General features: G+C 41.6%; 21 protein-coding genes. 11 read left to right on the top strand and 10 right to left on the bottom strand.

Annotated elements, in window-relative coordinates; genetic code table 11:
• Positions 1-239 precede the first annotated feature (239 nt).
• From ACM0OT_RS07020 to ACM0OT_RS07010, 3 genes are all read left to right on the top strand, one after another.
• Positions 240-707: a MarR family winged helix-turn-helix transcriptional regulator gene (locus tag ACM0OT_RS07020; protein WP_414563670.1), complete on the top strand. Its 468-nt coding sequence runs from the start codon at positions 240-242 to the stop codon at positions 705-707.
• Positions 708-851: 144 nt separating this feature from the next.
• The gene (locus ACM0OT_RS07015; RefSeq protein WP_414563669.1) at positions 852-1,379 is read left to right on the top strand and encodes a hypothetical protein; all 528 of its coding nucleotides are present in this window, start codon (positions 852-854) and stop codon (positions 1,377-1,379) included.
• A gap of 82 nt (positions 1,380-1,461) precedes the next feature.
• A complete protein-coding gene (locus ACM0OT_RS07010) occupies positions 1,462-1,584 on the top strand; it encodes a hypothetical protein (RefSeq protein WP_414563668.1) in 123 nt (40 codons plus the stop codon).
• 171 nt (positions 1,585-1,755) lie between these two features.
• Here the strand turns inward: ACM0OT_RS07010 and ACM0OT_RS07005 are convergent, their stop codons facing one another.
• The 9 genes from ACM0OT_RS07005 to nifB form a co-directional block, all read right to left on the bottom strand.
• Entirely contained in the window at positions 1,756-2,001 is a 246-nt protein-coding gene (locus tag ACM0OT_RS07005) for a DUF433 domain-containing protein (RefSeq protein WP_414563707.1), read from the bottom strand.
• Positions 2,002-2,312: 311 nt separating this feature from the next.
• Positions 2,313-2,963, bottom strand: a complete 651-nt coding sequence (locus tag ACM0OT_RS07000) for an REP-associated tyrosine transposase (protein ID WP_414563667.1) — start codon at positions 2,961-2,963, stop codon at positions 2,313-2,315.
• Positions 2,964-3,555: 592 nt separating this feature from the next.
• Complete coding sequence (nifD, locus tag ACM0OT_RS06995) at positions 3,556-4,965, bottom strand: nitrogenase molybdenum-iron protein alpha chain (protein ID WP_414563666.1); 1,410 nt, start codon at positions 4,963-4,965, stop codon at positions 3,556-3,558.
• Positions 4,966-5,091: 126 nt separating this feature from the next.
• Entirely contained in the window at positions 5,092-5,988 is an 897-nt protein-coding gene (gene nifH / locus ACM0OT_RS06990) for a nitrogenase iron protein (protein WP_414563665.1), read from the bottom strand.
• Positions 5,989-6,285: 297 nt separating this feature from the next.
• Complete coding sequence (locus ACM0OT_RS06985; RefSeq protein ID WP_414543240.1) at positions 6,286-6,642, bottom strand: group I truncated hemoglobin; 357 nt, start codon at positions 6,640-6,642, stop codon at positions 6,286-6,288.
• 172 nt (positions 6,643-6,814) lie between these two features.
• Positions 6,815-7,729, bottom strand: a complete 915-nt coding sequence (gene nifU, locus ACM0OT_RS06980) for a Fe-S cluster assembly protein NifU (protein ID WP_414563664.1) — start codon at positions 7,727-7,729, stop codon at positions 6,815-6,817.
• Positions 7,730-7,818: 89 nt separating this feature from the next.
• Positions 7,819-9,021 carry a cysteine desulfurase NifS gene (nifS, locus tag ACM0OT_RS06975; RefSeq protein WP_414563663.1) on the bottom strand — a complete coding sequence of 401 codons (1,203 nt, stop codon included), beginning with the start codon at positions 9,019-9,021 and terminating at the stop codon, positions 7,819-7,821.
• Entirely contained in the window at positions 9,018-9,371 is a 354-nt protein-coding gene (locus ACM0OT_RS06970) for a 4Fe-4S binding protein (RefSeq protein ID WP_414563662.1), read from the bottom strand. The genes nifS and ACM0OT_RS06970 overlap by 4 nt, the downstream gene beginning before the upstream one ends.
• Positions 9,372-9,458: 87 nt before the next feature.
• Entirely contained in the window at positions 9,459-10,910 is a 1,452-nt protein-coding gene (nifB, locus tag ACM0OT_RS06965) for a nitrogenase cofactor biosynthesis protein NifB (RefSeq protein ID WP_414563661.1), read from the bottom strand.
• Between nifB and ACM0OT_RS06960 the strand changes: the two genes are divergently transcribed.
• The 4 genes from ACM0OT_RS06960 to ACM0OT_RS06945 all read left to right on the top strand — a co-directional run bounded on the left by ACM0OT_RS06960 (position 10,904) and on the right by ACM0OT_RS06945 (position 14,606).
• Positions 10,904-11,032: a hypothetical protein gene (locus ACM0OT_RS06960; RefSeq protein WP_414563660.1), complete on the top strand. Its 129-nt coding sequence runs from the start codon at positions 10,904-10,906 to the stop codon at positions 11,030-11,032. The genes nifB and ACM0OT_RS06960 overlap by 7 nt on opposite strands.
• Before the next feature lie 1,044 nt (positions 11,033-12,076).
• A complete protein-coding gene (locus ACM0OT_RS06955) occupies positions 12,077-12,460 on the top strand; it encodes a hypothetical protein (protein WP_414563659.1) in 384 nt (127 codons plus the stop codon).
• Positions 12,461-12,668: 208 nt separating this feature from the next.
• Positions 12,669-13,610, top strand: a complete 942-nt coding sequence (locus ACM0OT_RS06950; RefSeq protein WP_414563658.1) for an NAD(P)-dependent alcohol dehydrogenase — start codon at positions 12,669-12,671, stop codon at positions 13,608-13,610.
• 201 nt (positions 13,611-13,811) lie between these two features.
• Complete coding sequence (locus tag ACM0OT_RS06945; RefSeq protein WP_414563657.1) at positions 13,812-14,606, top strand: S-layer homology domain-containing protein; 795 nt, start codon at positions 13,812-13,814, stop codon at positions 14,604-14,606.
• An 88-nt stretch (positions 14,607-14,694) separates the two neighbouring features.
• Here the strand turns inward: ACM0OT_RS06945 and ACM0OT_RS06940 are convergent, their stop codons facing one another.
• Positions 14,695-15,666, bottom strand: coding sequence for an XdhC family protein (locus ACM0OT_RS06940; RefSeq protein WP_414563656.1), 972 nt, complete (start codon positions 15,664-15,666; stop codon positions 14,695-14,697).
• 237 nt (positions 15,667-15,903) lie between these two features.
• Here ACM0OT_RS06940 and ACM0OT_RS06935 point away from each other — a divergent pair, with 237 nt between their 5' ends.
• From ACM0OT_RS06935 to mutS, 4 genes are all read left to right on the top strand, one after another.
• Positions 15,904-17,517 (top strand): alkaline phosphatase D family protein, encoded by a 1,614-nt coding sequence (locus tag ACM0OT_RS06935; RefSeq protein ID WP_414563655.1) that lies wholly within the window; start codon positions 15,904-15,906, stop codon positions 17,515-17,517.
• Between the two features lie 247 nt (positions 17,518-17,764).
• Positions 17,765-19,006, top strand: coding sequence for an AAA family ATPase (locus tag ACM0OT_RS06930; protein WP_414563654.1), 1,242 nt, complete (start codon positions 17,765-17,767; stop codon positions 19,004-19,006).
• An 8-nt stretch (positions 19,007-19,014) separates the two neighbouring features.
• A complete protein-coding gene (locus ACM0OT_RS06925; RefSeq protein ID WP_414563653.1) occupies positions 19,015-19,536 on the top strand; it encodes a hypothetical protein in 522 nt (173 codons plus the stop codon).
• A gap of 85 nt (positions 19,537-19,621) precedes the next feature.
• Positions 19,622-22,210, top strand: coding sequence for a DNA mismatch repair protein MutS (gene mutS / locus ACM0OT_RS06920; protein ID WP_414563652.1), 2,589 nt, complete (start codon positions 19,622-19,624; stop codon positions 22,208-22,210).
• Positions 22,211-22,363: the final 153 nt, after the last annotated feature.

Below are 22,363 nucleotides of genomic sequence, written 5' to 3'. Positions count from 1 at the left end.
CTATTATTCCCATAAGTTTAAACCTAACAGATCAATTAAACTGCCCGCCCATGAAGTTTAGATGAACTCTCAAAATCTGGTGCTGCACTAGGAGACAATCGATGCTTGGATTTTTTAAGGGCGATTTGCATCTTTGGTTTTTTCTTGGATAGCTTATCTTTACAACTTCAGGCTATGACTATAAACAACTCACCTACCAATACCATAAAATAGTTAATATATTGACTATTTGAATCCGAATGCCTAGTTCGTCTTCTCATGCCGAATTTATTAACCAATGGCGACATTCTTTAGCCCCTTACGATCTGGGATATAAACTCAAACTTGCATCTCAATTAATGTATCGTGACTTCTTAGAGAGATTAGAGCCTTATGGTATAACGCCTTTTCATTACTTGGTTTTATGCTGTCTTTGGGAGGAAGATGGGCTTTCTACTTCTAGCATTGCTGATAAGCTCAAACAGTTAGGTGCAACTCTAACCGGAGTCATAGACCGTATGGAGGAACGTAATCTAGTTTACCGAAAGCGTGACCCAGAGGATCGCCGTGTTGTCAAAATCTGGCTGAAGGATGAAGGAAAAAGACTGATGACCGTTCTGCCAGCAGTTGGTGAAGAAACAATTAAACAGGCCACTCAAGACATTTCAAAAGCTGATCAGGAGCTTGTTTCCCAGGTTCTCGATCACATTGTTCGCAACCTTTTTTAATAATTGCACCCTAATTATATTGACTCTTAGGTAAATATTCAATATATTAATTATCAACGTGTTAAGTATTTGATTGGCTCAGTATTTCTGAAATCAAAGTAGAGCCGTAGCCGTACTTCTATTCATGTATACGAGGAGGAAACAATGCCTAAGCTGGGCGTTAAACAAAAGAACTGGTTATTATCAGCGCATGTTATTTTTGCTGCACTTTGGACAGGGACTGTTTTGAGCATGTTCTTATTGGCATTGAGCAACAAAAATTCAAATAACGCAGATATCCTCTATGCTCTCCATTCGGCAATCAACTTATTAGATGATTATGTAGTTATTCCTTCAGCCATTGGTTCTGTACTAACAGCGACCTGCTTATGCTGGTTTACCAATTATGGATTTATGAAATTTTGGTGGGTTATGACTAAGTGGTTTCTCACAATCGCTTTGATTGTATTTGGCACATTTTGGTTATATTCTTGGTCAGTCGATGCAGAATCTATTGTCAAAACTCAAGGTTTAGCAGCTTTAGAAAATCGAGTGTATGTACTTGATGCCAGAGGAGTAATAATTGGGGGAGCAGTTCAGTTTGTATTTTTGCTGGTAATTATTGCCATTTCTGTCCTTAAACCTTGGGGAAGACGTTTTGTGAAAGATAAAAGCCAAGTTAGTATAAATTAATTTATTGTGCTTGGCCACATCACGACCTCATGGACTCTATCCTTCATTTTTCATCATGCGATACCTACAGTAAGCTACGCTAATGTCTGATTGGCTTCATCTGTTAAAGCAAATTTGCGATCGCCTAGTTTATTATCAAGCGATCGCAACAACGGTCTACTTCTTGTGCATTTCACAGATCATCTTTAAAGGCGATCGCTCATAAAAGTAATTAAATCATTTTTAATTAGGTTTGAGGGAGTTGCCACCCCCCTACTCTAATTTACAATTTCAGTTGTGACAGTTCTCTGACGCCAGTTGGTAGAATTAAGAAAATACCAACCTAGATGCAACTTATGATCAGAACCATTGAAGGCATTTATCAAGATGGGCAAATTCAGCTAACTGAGCTACCACAAGATATTAGCGATCGCTCTAAACGATGTTCACGGTCAGCAGCAAACTCTAGACTTGCCCTAATGTCTTCTTCTGTTAATTCAGGGAAATCGTCTAATATATCCTCATGAGACATACCAGATGCCAACCACCCTAGAACATCGTACACGGTAATTCGCATCCGTCTAATACAAGGTTTACCGCCTCGCTTGTCCGGCTCAATTGTAATAATATCTTGATAGCTCATGGTGATTATAAACTGCATAGCATCTTTTTAAGTCTAGAACAGCTTTACATCGTGCTGCAACGAAGCGATCACAAGCTGGTTATCGAAGAATGCAATCGCAACAACAGTCTACTCCTTTTACTGCGATGTCTACGACGGGCTATTCGGCGATCGCACCTCTCTTAAATTAGTTTTATCAATACGAAATTATCGGGATTTCAGCAAGATACCCGAATTGTTAATTGAGGTAGCAATAGTTTAATGCGATCGCATTTCCTCATCAGGCGTAATTCAGTAGGGTGCGTTGTCGCAAAGCGCAACGCACCATCATATTAAACATCCCAAATATCAGAAACAAGTTGAACCTCACCGTTACCCCAATCTAACGGATAAATGTTTTGGTGAATAAAACGATGAACACTTGAAAAAGCCCATTGTTGTGGTGATTCACAGAGTTGATGCCGCACAGGATTATAGTGAATGTAGTCACAATGATTGGCAAAATCAACATCATCTCTAATTAGATGCTCCCAAAAGCGGCGTTGCCATAAATTTCTTTCTTTTCGCTTTTCTCGTGAACGGGAGATATCGACATCAAGCCCTAGCTGATGCCCGTAGTATTTGGTCACAAAGCGTTTGACCAAAAGCATTCGTATCGATAGATTGCTGTCTCCCGCAGGCAGAGTCCATAAAGTATGAAAATGATCGGGCAAAAGAACAAATGCATCAATGGAAAAAGGGTAATTTTTTCGGACATGCTCAAGGGCAGCACGAACAGCAGTACGTCCGATATCAGAGCAAAGCCAGGGTTGTCGTTGGTAGGTAACTTGGGTAATGAAGTAGGTAGCTCCTGCAATATGAAGTCTGCGGTAGTTGGGCATAGATATGAGGAGATGACATTTGTTTTTAGGATGCCCATAATTGATGTGGTGCGTTGCGCGAGCGACAACGCACCCTACCACTTTTGATGTGCAGGTTTTCATAAATATTTGAAGGTTTAATTAGGGAATACTATCTATGAGTGTTGTGAATGTACCATAATGAATCCTAGACAACTTGAGCAAACCCTGGAATTACCCAATATTGTCTTGCGTGGTGAGGTTAGTGATAACTTATCTGTGAGAGTTTCTAGTAAAAAGTCATATTTCTTATTTTGGAGCTATAAAAAAATTAGGTTGTATTTTTTAGTATCGAGTAAGACTAACACTTTTAGTAGATCCTTTTGCTTAGATGATGTTAAAACTGCCATAAACATACTTTCTTCAGCAGAAAATTTTGCAGTTAAACTTATTAGTCAATTGTAGTCAGAGGAAGTAGTAGATTTTATCGTCACTTTGTTCATTTTCGAGTGAGGCGATCGCAACGACTGGCTACGCCAATGCCATATATTTAATCTAAAAATTTGTCATTTAAAATAGTCTTTTTATTTACAGTTTTTCTTTAAGCAAAATGCAGTTAAAATCTTAAAACCAGACAGAATAAGAGTTATATTGTTTTAAGCATAAAAACAGATTGTTTCTAGACAACTCTAAAACTTATATTTAGGCTAGAAATAGACTCTTTTTTCTCTTGCTGCTAAAAAAAGCTTAATTTAATTGACTTGTATGAGCGATCGCTAGGTTCGGAGTAATCCCAAGAGTGCATTTGACGGAAAGGCAGACCCATTTTTTGGAAGACGTACTTCTCTTTCACACCAGAAGCAATTAAGTCTGGCTTGAGTGCTTTCACAAATTCCTCGAATTCGTAAGCAGTTACGTCATCGTAAACAATGGTGCCGTTTTCGATGTAGTGGGTAGTACGTTTGTAGTCGTCGTTGTGAGCGAACTCATAACCTGTACCAACCATCTTCATACCCAAATCTTGGAAAGCGGGTACAACGTGGCGAGGACGTAGACCACCAACCATCATGGCGACAGTCTTACCTTCCAAACGGGGGCGGTACTTCTCAACGATCTTATCCATTGTGGGCTGATACTTGGCAATTACCTTCTCAGCGTTTTCTTGGATTTTCGAGTCAAATTTAGAAGCAATTTCCCGTAGGGATTCAGCAATCTTGGTAGGACCGAAGAAGTTGTATTCTAACCAGGGAATACCATATTTTTCTTCCATGTGACGGCTGATGTAGTTCATCGACCGATAACAGTGGATGAGGTTCATCTTCACGTTGGGGGTCATCAACATTTCGTTGATAGTACCGTCACCAGACCATTGAGCGACTACGCGCAAGCCGATTTCTTCTAGTAGGATGCGGCTGGCCCAAGCATCACCACCAATGTTGTAGTCACCGATGATTGCTACATCATAAGGAGTAGAATCAAAATTTAGTGAACCATCAGCCTTAGCTTTATCAGATCTGGGGAATACCCAGTCACGAATCATGTCGTTAGCAATGTGGTGACCCAAGGACTGGGAAACACCCCGGAAGCCTTCGCAACGAACGGGAACAACAGGCTTGTCAATCTCTTTAGCTGCTTTACGAGCAACAGCTTCGATGTCATCCCCAATTAGACCGATGGGACATTCAGATTGAATGGATACACCACGGTTAAGGGGGAAGAGTACTTCCAATTCTTGGATTAGCTTCAGTAGTTTTTTGTCACCACCGAAAACGATGTCTCTTTCTTGGAAGTCAGAGGTGAAGTGCATTGTACCAAAGGTATCAATACCTGTGGTACCGATATAGTAGTTACGACGACCAGACCAAGACCAGTAACCGCAACCTACAGGCCCGTGGCTGATGTGGATCATGTCCTTAATAGGACCCCAAACCACACCCTTGGAACCTGCGTAAGCACAACCACGAGCAGTCATTACACCAGGAAGAGATTTAACGTTAGATTTAACGCCGCAATCGCTCTTACCTTCTTCAAATACATTTAAGTGCTTTTCGCGTTTTTTCTTAGCTTTATCTGGGTAAGCGTCGAGAACTTCTTTAATTAGCTCTTTTCTTTCTTCAACAATCTTGTTGTTTTCTGGAGGTGTCATTTTAGCCTCTCGAGTTCCTAAGGATCTGGGGATAGGGTAGATGGAAGTCCCCTAAGAGTAGGGGGGAGAAGGTCAAAGGTAAAAGGTAAGATATGAGTTCTTGCCTTTTCCTTTTTCCTTTGGTAATTACTTACCAGCTTTAGCAGCAGCTTCAGCAGCAATTAGTTTTTCTGCTTCTTCGTCGCTTTCGAGAATACCGAATTCGATCAACAGTGCTTCTAATTCATCCATCTCGATAGGAGTGGGGATGGTGAGTTTTTCGTTGTTGATGATTTTCTTAGCTAATGCGCGGTATTCCTGACCTTGGTTACTGTCAGGTGCATACTCGTTTACAGTCATCCGACGCAATTCAGCGTGTTGAACGATGTTGTCGCGGGGTACGAAGTGAATCATCTGGGTGTTCAAACGTTCTGCCAGAGTTTCGATCAATTCGATTTCGCGGTCAACTTTACGGCTGTTACAAATCAAACCACCTAAGCGCACGCCACCGGTGTGAGCATATTTCAAAATACCACGAGCGATGTTGTTAGCAGCATACATCGCCATCATTTCACCAGAGGTAACGATGTAGATTTCTTGCGCTTTACCTTCACGGATAGGCATAGCAAAACCACCGCATACAACGTCACCTAGTACGTCGTAAGATACGAAGTCAACATCTTGATAAGCACCGTTTTCTTCCAAGAAGTTGATGGCGGTGATAATACCACGACCTGCACAACCTACACCGGGTTCTGGACCACCAGACTCCACGCAACGCACACCACGGAAGCCTGTGAGCATGACTTCTTCTAGTTCTAGGTCTTCAACAGCGCCTCTTTCAGCAGCCAAGTGAAGAACGGTAGTTTGAGCTTTACTGTGCAGCATCAAACGGGTGGAGTCAGCTTTGGGGTCGCAACCGACGATGAGGATGCGCTGACCCATTTCTGCCATAGCTGCCAGGGTGTTTTGGGAAGTGGTAGATTTACCAATACCGCCTTTACCGTAGAAAGCTATCTGTCTAATTTTTTCGTCAACTGACATGTGATTTTTCTCCTGAGATTGGTTGGTTAGTGGGTCTTTTGTGTTGACGTTCACGCCTGTTGAGCTACAGCAGTGAGCGCATGTAGAGAGAGCATCGTTGGTGGCGCTCGCTCCACAACAAAATCGATGGGTGTTGGAGTCATAATGATTCGGGTTAAGTTTATGTTTCGTGAGTTTGTTTATTTTTCTCCTTTGCCACTTGTCAAGCAAATGACAAAGGAATTACACACTTTACAAATATGGGGAGAAAATAAAGGAGGACTTGAGGTAGTTATTCGTCAATCAATGCAGAAGTCCTTATTTGTTGAGAATTGCGCCCTTTAAGCTGGAAACGCGAGTTAAGGCAGCGCTGGTGTCTTCTGCTGAGACTCCACTTGCAGCCATTGCCGCATTCAAATGCTTGACAATAGCGTCGAAGTGTTGGTCATTGAGATTCATACCTGTGTGTGTTTTGTCCATAGAACGACCACCGTATTGCTTTGGCCCTTCAAACATGAGAGAGAAGAAAGCAACTTGATGAGCGCGTTGTTTCGCCATATCTGTGTTAGCGAAAAAGGGTTTGAGGCTGTTGTCTGCCATGATGCTTTTGTGTAGCTCATCAACCACTTTTTCAATAGTCGGTTGTCCACCAATTTTGTCGTACAATGTACTCATATCCTGTTCCTTTGAAGCGAGTGGGATCATGAAATGTGCAATTAGGTGTTTACTTTCACCTATGTACTTTAAGACTGAAGCATTGATGGAGCGAAGATTTGGGTCAAATCCTATTTTCTGTTCCTGGTAAATGAATCACAGGATTTATTTGCGTGGTGCGTAAATCTGCAAGCTATGGTTCGACTGCTTCGACTACAAGGTTTTTGCTGACTCGATCCTGTAATCTGGCTTCGATGGCAATCTTGAGAGTGGCTGTACTGCTGGAACAAGAACCACAAGCGCCTTGGAGTAAAACCTTGACTTTATCTCCATCTACGTCGTAAAGTTCCACATCTCCGCCGTCAGCGATCAATACGGGTCTAACTTCTTCATCTAAGACTTTTTGAATCAATGCAATCTTTTGCACGTTGGTGAGAGGTCTTGGCGATGGCGGCTGAGAATTAGCAATATCTGTAGTAACTCCGACGCTGTGGTTGTTAAGAGCAGGTGCGGCGGCTTGTTCCTTTACACTTCTTATAATATCATCAATATTCGCTAAACAGGAACCGCATCCGCCGCCGGCTTTTACATAATTTGTTACCTGTTCCGCATCCGTGAGGTTATTTTCGACAATCACACGGCGAATTTTGGATTCGGTAATCCCAAAGCAGCTACAAATTAATGCGCCTTCATCATCGTCATCATGGGTAGCCAGAGGAATGCCACGATAGTTATAAATAGCGGCTTCTAGTGCTTCTTGTCCCATGACAGAGCAGTGCATTTTGGCTTCAGGTAATCCGCCGAGGTAGTCAGCAATTTCTTTATTGGAGACTTTCAAGGCTTCATCTAAAGTTAAACCCTTGACCATTTCGGTTAACGCACTAGAAGAAGCGATCGCACTGGTGCAGCCAAAGGTTTGAAAGCGAGCATCCAAAATCTTGTCAGATGCTACTTCAACTTTCAAATGCAGTCTTAAAGCATCACCACAAGCAATACTACCAATTTCTCCCATTGCCAGCTTCACACCAGGTTCGTCGGTTTCTTCAATAGCTCCCTGGTTTTTGGGATTGTAAAACAAGTCTAGTACTTTATCTGTGTAGTCCCACATATTAGGTTCCGAGTGCTGAGTTCTGAGTTATTTTGGTGAAGTGGGGGAGTGGTAAATATTTTCTTTCCCTACTCCCTATTCCCAATTCTTTAGCTGTGAGCTAGTGCTTGTTCTTGTGATTGCAACCAACCCGCATCATCATTTTTGAAGGGGGACATGGCGCGTAAACGTGCAACAATATCGGGCATTACCTCTATTACTCTGTCAATTTCAGCTTCTGTGGTGTAGCGAGATAGACTGAAACGAATGGAGCCGTGTAAGGTGGTGTAGGGTAAACCCATGGCCCGTAAAACGTGAGAAGGTTCTAAAGAGCCGGAGGTACAAGCGGAACCAGATGAGGCACAGATGCCGTGTTTGTTCAAGGAAAGCAGAATTGCTTCGCCTTCAATGTATTTGAAACCAATATTGGTGGTGTTTGGTAATCTCTGCGTTGGATCGCCGTTGACTTCGCAGTCGGGAATTTTGGCGAGTAAGGTTTGCTCTAGGCGATCGCGCAATTTTCTTTCTCTTGTAGTAGCCTCTTCTAAATGTAAAAGTTCTAATTCTGCCGCTTTACCCAAAGCAATTATACTAGGAACATTCTCTGTTCCTGCCCGCCGACCACGTTCTTGATGCCCCCCAAGTAACAAGGGACGGAACCGCACACCGCGCCGCACATACAAAGCACCAATGCCCTTGGGAGCATGGATTTTGTGACCAGATAAGGTCAACATATCGATGGTGCTGTTCTTCATGTTCATGGGGATTTTGCCCACGGCTTGCACTGCATCTACATGAAAGAGAGCGCCATATTCTTTGACTCGTAAGCCAATTTGCTCAATGGGGAAAATTGTGCCTGTTTCGTTGTTGGCATACATAATTGTCACCAAGGCGGTGTTACCAGTCAAGGAAGCTTCCAGTTCATTGAGATCTAACTGTCCCTGACTATTTACCGAAAGATAGGTAACATTGTAACCTTGGGTTTCCAGTTGTTTGCAGACATTCAATACAGCTGGGTGTTCTACTTGGGTAGTAATGATATGTCGCTTTTCTGGTTGTGCCAACAGGGCGGCGCGAATGGCCGCATTATCTCCCTCGGTACCGCAACTGGTGTAGACAATTTCCGATTCATCTGCACCGATGAGGGCTGCTAATTGTTGCCTGGCTATTTTGACAGCTTTACCCAGTTGTCCACCAAAGGTATGCATACTTGAAGGATTACCGTAGTAGTCCCGCAAATAAGGCAACATCAAATCTATTACTTCTGGGTCTACCTTAGTTGTGGCATTATTGTCTAAATAAATCACGCTCATCCTGATAAACCTACAACTTCGCTCTGATGCTGAGATATTTGTTCTGAGAATCTTTGGGAGTAATAGTCAAACCAGCGCTCCCAATAATCTTTTTTGTGAGTTAATTTAGCCAAAGAGCGGTTGTAGTGAGCAAACCAGCCTTCCCAATAATCGTTGGGCTGCTTAACGCAACCATTGCAGGTGGGACAACCAGCTTTACACTGAGGTACAGAGTAAACACTACCAACGCAGTTTGTACAAAGTTCAGGGTCAATCCAATGATTACCGTCAATTACTTTAACTGCACCAGTAGGACAAGCAGACAGACAGAGATTGCAGGAAATACATTGGCTAGTGATGGTGTAAGCCATGATTATTCTCCTTGTTGAAATGGGGGAGTGGTGAGTGGGAAGGGGTGAGTGGGGAAGGGAGTTTGACAATTCCCTATTCCCTACTCCCTATTCCTTACTACCTAACTCCTGGACATATTGCTCGTAAAATTCCAAAGCAACTTTTTCAATCACGTCGTAAGCTTCAACAGTCTGGATACCAGCTGCTTGCAGTTTTTCTTGTGGACAGTTACCAATCTTGGAGACTAAAACTGCTTTACAATCTGCGATCGCTTCCATAATATGCTCGAAAGTGGCTTCTTCACTAAATCCACCTTGGCAATATTGGTCAATTTTGCGATGACTGATAAAGCGAACTTCATTACCATCTACTTCGTAAATCTGGAATTCCTTCGCATGACCGAAGTGTTGGTTAACTAATCCACCACCTTTAGTAGCGACTGCAACGAGGATTTTGGGATTGCTGGCAAATTTCTTGCCGTTACGTGCCTTATCTTTGGCTATTTGTAGTTCTTCTTTAAACTTTTCAATCCCTTCGTGAACCAGTGTGCGTTGCTCAAGGTCATATTCTGGGGACATTTCCAAGAATTTGTCTTTGGTAAATTCTTGGCTGCGGTCTTCTCCTAATAATCCTACAGCATCGGCTCGGCATTGACGGCAGTGGCGCATCATTTTCATGTTGCCGGCGCAATTGTCTTGCACTGACTTCACTTCTTTGGGTGTGGGGCCACGTTGACCTGTTAAGCCAAAGTGTGTACCGTGTTCCGGTGCAGAAATCAATGGCATGATGTTGTGCAGGAAGGCACCGTTTTCACGAATCATTTTATTGACTTCGATCAGGTGCTGGTCATTAATTCCGGGAATCATTACGGAGTTGACTTTGCACAAAATGTCGGCTTCTCTGAGTGCTTGTAAGCCTTCCATCTGCTTTTCTAGCAGAATCTTAGCACCTTCAACGCCTCTATAACGTTTGCGCTTGTAGTGAACCCAAGAATAAATCTGAGCGCCGATTTCTGGGTCGATGGTATTTAGGGTGATAGTAACGTGATCTATATTTAGTTGTTTGATGCGATCAATGTATTCGGGTAGCATTAAGCCATTAGTTGAGAGGCAAAGCTTAATATCTGGTGCTTTGTCTGCAATCAACTCAAAAGTACGGAAAGTCTTTTCAGGATTCGCCAATGGATCACCAGGTCCTGCAATTCCCACGACGGTCATTTGGGGAATTTTGCCTGCAATCACCAAAGCTTTGTGTGCTGCTTCTTCTGGTGTCAGCAATTCGCTAACTACTCCAGGACGACTTTCGTTGGCGCAGTCGTATTTACGATTGCAATAGTTGCATTGAATGTTACAAGCTGGTGCAACTGCAACGTGCATTCTGGCGTAGTGGTGATGAGCATCTTCGCTATAGCAAGGATGTTTGGCGATCCGTTCTTGGAGTTTTTCATCCATTTCTACGGTGGTGCTGCTGTCGCATCCGCAATCACCTGATTTTGCCTGGGTAACTGCTAGTTCCTGATTGTTGGAGGAGGTGAGGAGTCCTGAAGACGGTAGTGTCATTGAATTTCGCAAGGGTCGGTGGACTGGATGCCACAGTGGGAGATGCCGTTGCTACTGTCTGTACCCAGGAAGTGAAGTCGCGTCTTTTACTCAGTTATCAGTTATCAGTTAACAGTTATTAGTTTGTTTACTGTTAACTGAGATATTGCTGGTGTGTCAACGTTTGGGTTTTGGCTGGAATTAATTTGTAAGTACAGCCGCGACTTCTATTCACAGAGGCATGGTGCTATCTCATCCCTCCACTCACTCTTCGCTTTTGGTTGGGGCGTTAAGTGATTGGCGATATAAGATTTATAGCAGTTATGAATAATAGGGTCGGCGTGTTGATCTAGGATAGAATTTATTGGATTTATTATGCTTGTACTCAAATTTCTAAACCCCAACTGTGTAGGCTTTACAAGCATTAAAAATTTATTTTTCGGGTAGGGGTTCTAGTATTTTTTAGTTGGGGTACGAGTATTTATGAAGAGGGGTTCAGGATTTCTTTGTACTCAGCCGAAATCCAGTGTCAGTCAGGGTTTTAGTTTAGTTCACATGGGTTTTGGGTAACTTCAATATGTACTCAAACCCGCCTTAAATCCCCTTTAAAACGACAAATACTCAGGGAATTAAGGAGTGAAAACTGGAGCAGATTTATATTGCACTACTCCAGATACGTGCGAAATTCAATTCTGTATCTAACATATCATTTTTTTGGCAGGAAAAATGCAGTTTATCTTTTTTTAATTTTTGCAGAGAACTAAGCAGTAATAAATCGCTTGAACAGCATCAAACAAGGCTTTCCATTAATATCCATCATACACCTATTGAGAATTTATAGCTACAAGAGAAGAATGAGAATTATTGCTTACTGGATTTGTTTGTGAATAGCGATCACTTGAAGATTTTGCAGAGTCAGAATTGAGATATCAAGCTAATCTTATTCTGTATCTAACATATCATTTTTTTGGCAGGAAAAATGCCTTTTATATTTATTTTATTTTTTGAGATAATATTAATTGCTCCCACTCTTGAGTCATTTGCTGTGTTACATAGGTATACAGATTAATGTACCTATAGATAGAAGTAAAAAATCTACCTGAACATTTAAGATGCCTGTGAATCTGAGACTGGTTATTTATTTTACAAATATCAGTCACATACTAGCAGAAGAAAAGGAGTAAGAAATGACAAAAGTTTTCTTGGCTGTAAAACCGGTGTTAAGCATAGGTGTTTTAATTGTTCTTGCTATAGTTTTTATCGGCATGTCTAGTGTATTTATCGGTCAGCAACCTAGCTATGCAACGACACAGGCAGAATTAAAGCTCATACCCGCAGAATACAAACCTACTCCGGAAGAAAAAATTAATCGTGCTTATGAATATGATCCAGGCGTGGGTATTCAAGAAGAAGATCGGCAGAAAGCTTATGAACAAGCTATCAAGGATTCAAAAAACCTGAATACTTTGGAGAAGGCTTATGAAAGAAACTTGAAAGCGGAACAAGGACAAAACCAAGAAGGTATTATTGAAAAAGCATCAGATGTTATTGAACAGGTAACAGGCAAATAAAACTTATTACCCAGAGAGATACCTTATTTAATATTTGGTATCTCTTAATTTATCGATACAATAAAAACGAACCGCCAAGACGCAAAGAACGCGGAGAAAGAATTGGGATGAAATTCGGATACTTCTGTCAAAAGATACTTGTTACACACCTTCTAATTTCAGGTAATAGTATCAACTAAGTTTGGACTAAAGGTAGTAGGAAGGGTGTATGAAAGCGGTAGTTCTTCGTCGGTATGGGTCAGCTGAGGTGTTGCGGTATGAAGATGTGACACAACCGCAAATTAAGCCAGACCAAGTGCTGGTAAAAGTTCATGCGAGTAGCGTAAATCCCATTGACTGGAAAACCCGCAAGGGTATGCTGAGTTTGCTCACAGGTAATAAGTTTCCCATGATTTTGGGGTTTGATGTGGCGGGTGAAGTGATAGCCGTTGGTTCGCAGGTGACACACTTCCAGCCAGGAGATGCTGTTTATGGTAGTACTAGTTTCCCTGGAGGTGCTTATGCTGAATTTGCGGCTGTTCCAGAAAATATTATCGCTCCCAAACCAGCGAATTTAAGTTATGAAGAAGCTGCTACTGTACCCTTAGCGGCTTTGACGGCTCTCCAGGCTTTGCGGGATTTAGGAAATATCACATCAGGTCAAACTGTGCTAATTAATGGTGCTGCGGGTGGGGTAGGTATGTTTGCAGTACAAATTGCCAAAGCTTTAGGGACAGAGGTAACGGGGGTTTGTAGTAGCAAAAATTTGGAATTTGTGAAATTTTTGGGTGCAGATATAGTGATTGATTATACCCAGCAAGATTTTACAGAAGATAATGTGCAGTACGATATTATCTTTGATGCAGTTGCCAAGCGATCGCTCTCTAGCTGCAAACGAGTTCTCAAACCCCAGGGAATATATATCTCCACCCTACCCACCCCAGAAGTTCTGCTACAGAGTGTGTTAACGGCTTTTCTTCCTGGACAAAAAGCTAAATTTGTTCTCCAGAAACCCAATACTCAAGACTTACTTTATATGAAAGAATTGATAGAAGCGGGGAAAGTGCGAACGGTGATTGACCGCTCTTTTCCCTTGGCTGAACTCGCTGCTGCTCATACTTATAGTGAGAGTGAACGTGCTGTGGGTAAAATTGCGATCGCAATTCATTAAGTAAACATCTTCAAATTGGCGTTATTCGGTGGGTTATATGACTTCATCACCCAGAATCTTCAAGGTTTTTGGGTATTTTTTCATGATAAATTCAATTTTTGCCAAATATACTGATGAAAATGCATATTTCCGTTCACGTACACATATACATATTTGAGTCTGTAAAATAAATTGCTTTTCATACTCCAGGAGAAAATCATCATGTATCCCAAGATTACGTCTGTGGCTAATATAGTTGGTGCTACCGTTGTCACTCTGGGGTTTCTAGGAACTGGTCATTCAGCCTTTGCTTGTCTGCAAAATTCAACTAATCTGGAATTAGCAAGCTGCAAACCAATTCAAATTAGTCAGTTATTAAATCCTTTCACAGATATTAGTGGTGTTCATGGCGAAACAGAAATCAAGCAATTAGCACAACTAGGAGTCATCGCAACCACTTCTAGCGAGTTTCAACCATTAGCACCCATGACCCGTGGTGAGTTTATTGCTTGGTTGGTGAAAACTTATAATGAATTGCATCAAGATCCTATTCGCCTACCTCAAGGTGGTACACCAAGTTTTCCCGATGTACCAGTTTCTCATCCCCACTTTAGCTATATCCAAGCAGCTCATAATGCTGGGTATTTAGCAGGTTTTGAAGATGGTAACTTAAGACCTGATGAAGTTTTGACCAGAGAACAGATGATTGTTCTCAAAACAAGTTTAGATACTAATGTTGCCCCCAGCGCGCGATCGCCTGAATCATTGCGTAATTTTATTGGTCGCACCAGAGGGTTCACCGACGCTAATCAAATCAGCGAACGTTATCTTCTGAAGATTGCATTTGATTTAGGAAATGGTGCTAGTAACTTTAATTTTGCCCGTGTTTATGGTAAGACGCAAGTTTTTGCCCCACAACAACCAGTTACAAGAGCTGAAGCTGCAATTGTTTTGTCTCGGTTCCGTAAGGGTGGAACGGTAGAAAGAGCGCTGCAAATTAGAAATAGAAGTCGATAAAAAGATATATTTTAATCGTCGGAGTATATAAAGCATCTTCCTATTCCTGTTGCTTCTTAATACCTTCTTGGTGGGTGAGTGTGAACAGTTACAATACTTGAGTATATTTAAACCTTCTTGCAGATAACGAAGTTCCAGTTCCACCACGGCGAACTTTAATTAATTCTGCACAGATACTGACAGCAATTTCTTCTGGTGTCAACGCACCAATATCTAAACCAATGGGCGCGTATATTTTTTGTATAAACTCTGGTGGAAGTTGCAATTTTTGATATACAGTGCGGACTCGTTTTTCGCTACCCACCATGCCGATATATTGTAGCTGTAGATTACATAACATTTGCAAAGCTTCTAAATCTTGCAAGTAACCTCTGGTTACTAAAGTTACATATAAATTAGGAATTGCTTCTACTATTTCCTGAATTGAGTTGATGGGTTGCGCTAGTATTTGTGATGCCTGGGGAAATCTTTCTGGGTTGGCAAAGTCTGGGCGATCGTCTTGTACAATTATTTGAAATCCGGCGATTTTGGCAATCTGCGCTAAATAAATTCCTATATGTCCGGCACCAATAATTAATAGTGTCGGTGTTGGTAATAAGGTTTCAATTAAAGCATGATTTTGTAACTGAGGTAAGTTAGGGTTATCTACTGTTTCCAGATAGGGTTTAGTATCTGCATTAAATGGAGTAACAATGGCTACTGATTCCCTAGATGTTAAAGTATCTATAATTTGGTTGACTAAGTTTAAGCTTTCTTCCCCTGACCATAACTCTAGCCATACAAGCATTTTGCCACCACAAACGCCTTGGGTATCTGGTATGCCAGTTAAATCTATTTCTACAAATTTTTTGTGACCTGTTTGTAGTATTTCTAAGGCCTGCTGATAAACTTTAGCTTCCCCAGCCCCACCGCCGACTGTACCACAAGTTTTGCCATCAGCGCTGATAAACATTTTTGCGCCTACTTCCCTGGGTACAGAACCTTTAGTGTTAGCAACTGTGGCTAGTACTACGGGATTTTGTTTTAAGGTTGTTGCTAGTTGCTGATAAAAGTTGAGCATTATTAGAGGATGATTGAAAAGTCTTATGTCGGTTGCTTCAAAATTTTTATTAAAAATTATTGATAATCATAAATAATTAAAGTTTTAATCCCAAGGATACTTTTGTAATATATTAAAATAACCTGGGACAAATTCAACAACCTTTTAATAACCTAGCGATAACTAAACCTTTACTCATTGGCGTAACTTCATGTGGTAATTCCCTGTTATGTAACACCTCACGGGAACTTACTAATAATGAGTAAGAAATCTAATCAGCCAATGAAGATGAATCGCCGCCAGTTTTTGCTAAGTTCATCTGTCACAGCAGGTGGAGTTATTGCCACAAATCTTATATCTCAGTCACGCATTTTTGCTCAAGCACCGGCAATTATTACCTCAGATAAAATGCGTCCTGGTATACCTTACGGTATAGCATCTGGAGATCTCACAGATAATAGTATTATCCTCTGGAGTCGTTGCGATCGCCCTGCCCGGATGTTAATTGAATATTCCACCAGCGAATCATTTCGCAATGTGCGACGCGTTTTCGGGCCACGTGCTTTAGAAGAAAACGACTTTACAGCCAGATTTAGTCTCAACAATCTACCACCAAACCAACAAATATTTTATCGGGTAACTTTCCAAGATTTAGATTATCAAAATGTCTACAGCGAACCTGTAAGTGGTACTTTTCGTACACCCCCAATAACTGGAAGAGATATCTTCTTTGTTTGGGGGGGAGATACAGCAGGTCAAGGATGGGGTATTAATCCTGATTTTGGGGGCATGAAAATTTATGAAACCATGCGTCAACTTAATCCTGATTTCTTTATTCATTCAGGTGATACTGTTTACGTTGATGGACCCATCCAGTCAGAAGTATTGCTAAATGATGGCACCATTTGGAAAAATATTACCACCGAAGAAAAATCAAAAGTAGCAGAAACCCTCACAGAATTTCGGGGGAACTTTAAATACAATTTACTCGATGAAAATATCAAGCGTTTTAACGCTGAAGTTCCCATGTTGGCACAGTGGGACGACCACGAAACCACTAATAATTGGTATCCTGGGGAATTTCTTCTCAGCGATGACCGCTATACAGTCAAGGATGTTAACTTGCTAGCACAAAGGGCAAGACAAGCATTTTTTGAATATATGCCCATGCGCTATAAGAGCAGATTTGATGCTAATAGATCGAACATATACCGTTCATTCCAACATGGCCCATTGCTGGACATTTTCATGCTAGATGAACGTACTTACCGGGGGCCAAATACCGACAATCTTCAGCAAGTACAAAGTTCAGAAACAGATATGCTGGGGAAATCACAGTTGCAATGGATAAAAGTGCAACTACTAAAATCAAAAGCAACATGGAAAGTAATTGCCAGTGATATGCCTTTGGGATTAATTGTGAGAGATGGCCCTAACGCTTTTGAAGCTTGGGCTAACGCTGATAATGGGCGACCCTTGGGAAGAGAGTTAGAAATTGTTGAATTACTGCAATTTATCAAACACCGGAATATTCAAAATGTCGTTTGGTTAACAGCAGATGTACATTATGCAGCCGCCCATTATTACGACCCCAACAAAGCACAGTTTACCGACTTCAAGCCGTTCTGGGAGTTTGTTGCTGGCCCTCTCAACGCGGGTACATTTGGCCCAGGACAATTAGATAACACCTTTGGCCCCCAATTAATATTCCAAAGTAATCCTCCAGGAATGCTACCAAATCGACCCCCCAGTGAAGGTTTACAATTCTTTGGCGGTGTGAAAATTGATGCTTATACCAAGGCGATGACAGTAACTCTGCGTAATTTAGCTGGAGAAATTATTTACAGCCAAGATTTACCACCAGAAGCATAAAGTTTCCACACTATAACTGAATTGAGCCAGTCAGATAGAGTCATTCTCTCTGCTGGCTTTTTGTTTTTCGGTTTATATTAAAAAAATCAGGACTTACGCAAAAATTCTCAAAAAGCTGGATTTATCCAACCGCCCGCGCGCAGCGATGCCCGTAAGGGCTGTAGACGCCAAGAACGCCAAGAATTTGTAGAGTGTGCCTAAGTCCTAAAATTCAGAAAACTAAAATTTGAGAGTTTTGAAGTGGGTTATGCTGAAGCAACTAATCCTGGAAAATTGGAAAAGTTTTCGTTATGCAGAACTGCCACTTGACCCATTAACTGTTTTAATTGGGACAAATGCAAGTGGTAAATCTAATGTTGTTGAAGCTTTGGAATTTTTACAGAGAATAGCGCAAGGCGAAAATATTGAAGCTGCTTTAGCAGGGGATAAAAAACTTTCCTCTATTCGCGGTGGTGTAGAGTGGGCTGCACGTAAACCGGTAACTCAATTTAGCATACAAGTATTAGTTTATGGTGGGGGCATAGTTGCACAAAAAGACTACCTCTATAGTATTACCGTAGAAACTGAAAACCATGTACAAATTAGAGATGAATCTTTAATACTATTGCAACCAAATTTCATTATTAATGAAGAACCCCAAGAAGAAAAATTATTTCAAACAAATAATCCTGATTCGCATATTCCAAATGTTATTGTTAACTTCTATGATAATAAAACTATCAGACAAAAAGAATTTAGACGAAATCAGTCTATTCTTAGCCAATTGATAGGATTTTCTATAAAAATGACTGAAGCAATTCAAGTTGTTTCTCAAACTTTAAAAAATATAACTATTTTTAATCCTATACCTTCTACAATGAGATTGTATTCACGACTATCTGATACGCTAGACAGTGATGCTTCAAATATATCTGGTGTACTAGCAGCATTACCTGAAGAAAAAAAATTAGAAATAGAATCAACTCTATCTACTTACATCAAATATCTACCAGAAGGTGATATTAAAAAAGTCTGGGCGGAAAAAGTAGGTAGATTTGGCACAGATGCCATGCTTTACTGTCAAGAAGAATGGAAATCTGGACAAATCACAGAAATTGATGCTAGGAGTATGTCAGATGGAACTCTACGATTTTTAGCAATTCTCACAGCATTACTCACGCGACCTGAAGGTAGTCAATTGATAATCGAAGCAATAGATAATGGTCTGCATCCTTCCCGTGCAAATTTGCTAGTCAAAATACTCCGAGAAATTGGCAGTAAAAGAAATATTGATATTTTATTGACTACTCATAACCCAGCTTTACTGGATGCTTTAAGCCCGGAAATAGTGCCATTTGTAGTTGTCGCCCACCGCGACGCTGAAACAGGAGAAAGTAAACTTACCCTTTTAGAAGATATTGATAATTTTCCTAAGTTGTTTGCATCTTACTCTTTAGGTGATATGACAACTAGAGGAGCAATTGAAAGAAGTCTTTCTCATGGTGAATAATTGCTGATATGAGAAAGGTGCTACTTATTGATACATCACTTTTATGCGTTTGGTTACAAGTTCCAGGTAAGGAAACTGCTGGTAATAATAAATGGAATTTTGACCAGGTAAATCAAAAAATACAAACAGAAATTAAAGAAGGGACAACCTTAGTGTTGCCTTTAGCTACCGTTATAGAAACAGGTAATCACATAGCACAAGCAAAAACCAACAAAACCAATAAATATCCCACGGCTCACAAATTTGCCGAAATTATCACTTATGCAGCTGATGAAACTAGCCCTTGGGCGGCTTTCCGTGAACAAATTGTGCTTTGGGAGGGAGAAGCCCTGAAAAAATTGGCAGCGAAATTTCCGACTCAAGCTATCCAAGAAACTTCTATGGGTGATGCCAGTATTGTTGTATTGGGCTGGCACTATCACCAAAAAGGTTACCATGTGGAGTTTTTGACTGATGATGAGCAATTAAAATCACAGGAACCGCCCCCACCACAGCCACCCACTCGCCGCAGTAGTCGCAGGAAAGCATAACAAAACTTTGAGCGATCGCCTCTAATTTTCCACATCACGTTATCATCGGATATTGTGGCTTTTCCGTGCGTAACCCCTAGCATCTATGACCGCTTCTAATTCTGAATCTCAACCAACGGAACCCAATCACCCTGGTGCGCCTCATACTGATACTCAATTGGTAGACCGCAGTAAGCTGAGTAAGATGTACCAGCATTATGTGGAAGTCAAGGATAAACATCCTCGTGCTTTGCTGCTGTATCGGGTAGGAGATTTTTTTGAAACTTTTTTCCAAGACGCTGTAACTGTCTCTAGGGAATTAGAACTTGTACTTACCAGTAAACACGGTGGCGAAGTGGGACGTGTGGCCATGACCGGTGTACCCCACCACGCTTGGGAACGCTACACTACCCAATTGGTAGAAAAGGGCTATGCAGTGGTAATTTGCGACCAAGTAGAAGACTCCTCGGAAGCTGTGGGTTTGGTCAGGCGCGAGGTGACACGTATCCTCACACCAGGGACTTTGCTGGAAGAAGGAATGCTAAAATCTAGTCGCAATAATTACTTAGCGGCTGTGGTAATTGCGGTGAATCATTGGGGTTTAGCTTATGCAGATATCTCTACTGGAGAATTTCTAACCACCCAAGGTAGTGATTTAGAACATTTAACTCAGGAATTAATGCGGTTGCAACCAGCCGAGGTGCTGGTTCCTACTAACGCCCCTGATTTAGGTAGCTTGCTGCGTCCTGGAGAAACTTCGCCTCATCTTCCCCAGTGTTTACCACCATCGTTTTGTTATAGCTTGCGATCGCAACTGCCGTTTTCCCAAGCTGAGGCTAGATCTACATTATTGCAGAAATTTAAAGTGCGATCGCTGGAAGGACTCGGTTGTGATCATTTACCTCTGGCTGTACGGGCGGCTGGTGGTCTGCTGGAATATGTGGAAGACACCCAAAAAGAAAACACAGTTTCGTTGCAAAGGCTACGTACCTACACCATTACTGATTATTTAATTGTTGATAGTCAAACCCGACGTAACTTAGAAATTACCCAAACAGTCAGGGATGGGACATTTCACGGTTCTCTGTTGTGGGCATTAAATAGAACTAGCACAGCAATGGGTGGACGGGCTTTGCGGCGATGGTTATTACAACCCCTACTTGATATTAAAGGCATTGGGGCTAGGCAAGATACCATCCAAGAATTGATGGAAAATACCCCTCTGCGTCAAGATTTGCGGCAGTTGTTAAGGCAAATTTACGATTTGGAACGGCTCACGGGAAGGGCTGGTTCAGGGACAGCGAACGCTAAAGATTTAGTAGCTTTGGCAGATTCCTTGTCACGCTTACCAGAATTATCGCTCTTAGTTGCCGATGCGCGATCGCCTTTTCTCAAAGCTTTGCAAAAAGTGCCGGCTGTGTTATCAGAGTTGGCACAAAAGTTACACTTGCACCTAGTAGAATCACCACCAATACATATTAAAGAAGGTGGCTTAATTCGTCCGGGTATCAATCCCATGTTGGATGAGAGAAAAGCCACCGTAGAAGCAGACCAACAATGGATTGCCAATTTAGAAGTTGATGAACGTGCCAGGACGGGAGTTCCTACTTTGAAGGTGGGATTTAATAAAACTTTTGGTTACTACATTAGTATTTCTCGTGCTAAATCTGACCAAGTACCTGCTAATTACATCCGCAAGCAAACCCTGACTAATGAGGAACGTTACATTACCCCAGAGTTGAAAGAACGAGAAGCAAGGATTCTGACAGCGCGGGATGATTTAAATCAGTTGGAATATGAGATTTTTGTGGAGTTGCGGGAAGAGGTAGGCGAACAGGCTGAAGTCATTCGTAATTTATCGCGGGCGGTAGCAGCTGCAGATGTGTTGTGTGGTTTGGCTGAGTTGGCGGTACAGCAAGGTTACTGTCGTCCAGAGATGGTGACAGGACGGGAAATTATGATTGTGGATGGTCGTCATCCAGTGGTGGAACAGTCTTTACCTGCGGGGTTTTTTGTCCCCAACTCAACAGAATTAGGGAGTAATGAAGCAGAAAATCTCCAACTCCCCGATTTAGTGATTCTGACTGGGCCAAATGCTAGTGGTAAAAGTTGTTATTTGCGTCAGGTGGGGTTGATTCAGTTAATGGCGCAAATTGGTAGTTTTGTGCCGGCGAGATTTGCTAAATTGGGAGTGTGCGATCGCATTTTCACCCGTGTAGGTGCAGTAGATGATTTGGCCACTGGTCAATCTACCTTCATGGTGGAAATGAATGAGACAGCAAATATTCTCAATCATGCTACTTCTAGATCATTGGTGTTGTTAGATGAAATTGGCCGCGGAACTGCCACATTTGATGGACTTTCAATTGCTTGGGCGGTAGCAGAATACATAGCTGTAGAGATTCAGGCGCGGACAATTTTTGCCACTCATTACCATGAACTGAACGAACTAGCTAGCATTTTACCCAATGTTGCTAATTATCAAGTAACAGTCAAAGAATTACCCGACCAAATTATCTTTTTGCATCAAGTCCAACCAGGAGGTGCAGATAAATCCTATGGAATCGAGGCTGGACGGTTAGCGGGGTTACCGGCGGTGGTGATTCAAAGGGCAAAACAAGTCATGGGACAAATTGAGAAACACAGTAAAATTGCAATGGGTCTGCGTGAAGGACTACAAGGAGATGATGATTAATTAGACGTTGCTAAATATCACTTCTTTTTGGCAAGCTCCGGTGTATACAAAAATCAAATTAATCGTAATTGATCATGGCCAAAAATATTTAGGCATTTTGCCACAATATAAATCGAGATGCCACCTTTTGGTATATTGGCATTCTAGAAAAAC

This window comes from Anabaena sp. CCY 9613, from assembly GCF_963920895.1.
Taxonomy (GTDB): Bacteria; Cyanobacteriota; Cyanobacteriia; order Cyanobacteriales; family Nostocaceae; genus Cyanocohniella.
The sequence above is the reverse complement of the archived record's forward strand: the minus strand, read 5'-3'. Positions and strand labels throughout refer to the sequence as shown.

Excerpts from the sequence above, each read along its gene's own strand:
- ACM0OT_RS06985 (WP_414543240.1), bottom strand. The coding sequence starts at position 6,642 with ATGAGTACATTGTACGACAAAATTGGTGGACAACCGACTATTGAAAAA.
- ACM0OT_RS06940 (WP_414563656.1), bottom strand. The coding sequence starts at position 15,666 with ATGCTCAACTTTTATCAGCAACTAGCAACAACCTTAAAACAAAATCCC.
- ACM0OT_RS07020 (WP_414563670.1), top strand. The coding sequence starts at position 240 with ATGCCTAGTTCGTCTTCTCATGCCGAATTTATTAACCAATGGCGACAT.
- mutS (WP_414563652.1), top strand. The coding sequence starts at position 19,622 with ATGACCGCTTCTAATTCTGAATCTCAACCAACGGAACCCAATCACCCT.
- ACM0OT_RS07005 (WP_414563707.1), bottom strand. The coding sequence starts at position 2,001 with ATGAGCTATCAAGATATTATTACAATTGAGCCGGACAAGCGAGGCGGT.
- ACM0OT_RS06970 (WP_414563662.1), bottom strand. The coding sequence starts at position 9,371 with ATGGCTTACACCATCACTAGCCAATGTATTTCCTGCAATCTCTGTCTG.
- ACM0OT_RS06935 (WP_414563655.1), top strand. The coding sequence starts at position 15,904 with ATGAGTAAGAAATCTAATCAGCCAATGAAGATGAATCGCCGCCAGTTT.
- ACM0OT_RS07000 (WP_414563667.1), bottom strand. The coding sequence starts at position 2,963 with ATGAAAACCTGCACATCAAAAGTGGTAGGGTGCGTTGTCGCTCGCGCA.
- ACM0OT_RS06950 (WP_414563658.1), top strand. The coding sequence starts at position 12,669 with ATGAAAGCGGTAGTTCTTCGTCGGTATGGGTCAGCTGAGGTGTTGCGG.
- nifH (WP_414563665.1), bottom strand. The coding sequence starts at position 5,988 with ATGTCAGTTGACGAAAAAATTAGACAGATAGCTTTCTACGGTAAAGGC.
- nifS (WP_414563663.1), bottom strand. The coding sequence starts at position 9,021 with ATGAGCGTGATTTATTTAGACAATAATGCCACAACTAAGGTAGACCCA.
- ACM0OT_RS06945 (WP_414563657.1), top strand. The coding sequence starts at position 13,812 with ATGTATCCCAAGATTACGTCTGTGGCTAATATAGTTGGTGCTACCGTT.
- nifU (WP_414563664.1), bottom strand. The coding sequence starts at position 7,729 with ATGTGGGACTACACAGATAAAGTACTAGACTTGTTTTACAATCCCAAA.
- nifB (WP_414563661.1), bottom strand. The coding sequence starts at position 10,910 with ATGACACTACCGTCTTCAGGACTCCTCACCTCCTCCAACAATCAGGAA.
- ACM0OT_RS06930 (WP_414563654.1), top strand. The coding sequence starts at position 17,765 with ATGCTGAAGCAACTAATCCTGGAAAATTGGAAAAGTTTTCGTTATGCA.
- ACM0OT_RS07010 (WP_414563668.1), top strand. The coding sequence starts at position 1,462 with ATGTCTGATTGGCTTCATCTGTTAAAGCAAATTTGCGATCGCCTAGTT.
- ACM0OT_RS07015 (WP_414563669.1), top strand. The coding sequence starts at position 852 with ATGCCTAAGCTGGGCGTTAAACAAAAGAACTGGTTATTATCAGCGCAT.
- ACM0OT_RS06955 (WP_414563659.1), top strand. The coding sequence starts at position 12,077 with ATGACAAAAGTTTTCTTGGCTGTAAAACCGGTGTTAAGCATAGGTGTT.
- nifD (WP_414563666.1), bottom strand. The coding sequence starts at position 4,965 with ATGACACCTCCAGAAAACAACAAGATTGTTGAAGAAAGAAAAGAGCTA.
- ACM0OT_RS06925 (WP_414563653.1), top strand. The coding sequence starts at position 19,015 with ATGAGAAAGGTGCTACTTATTGATACATCACTTTTATGCGTTTGGTTA.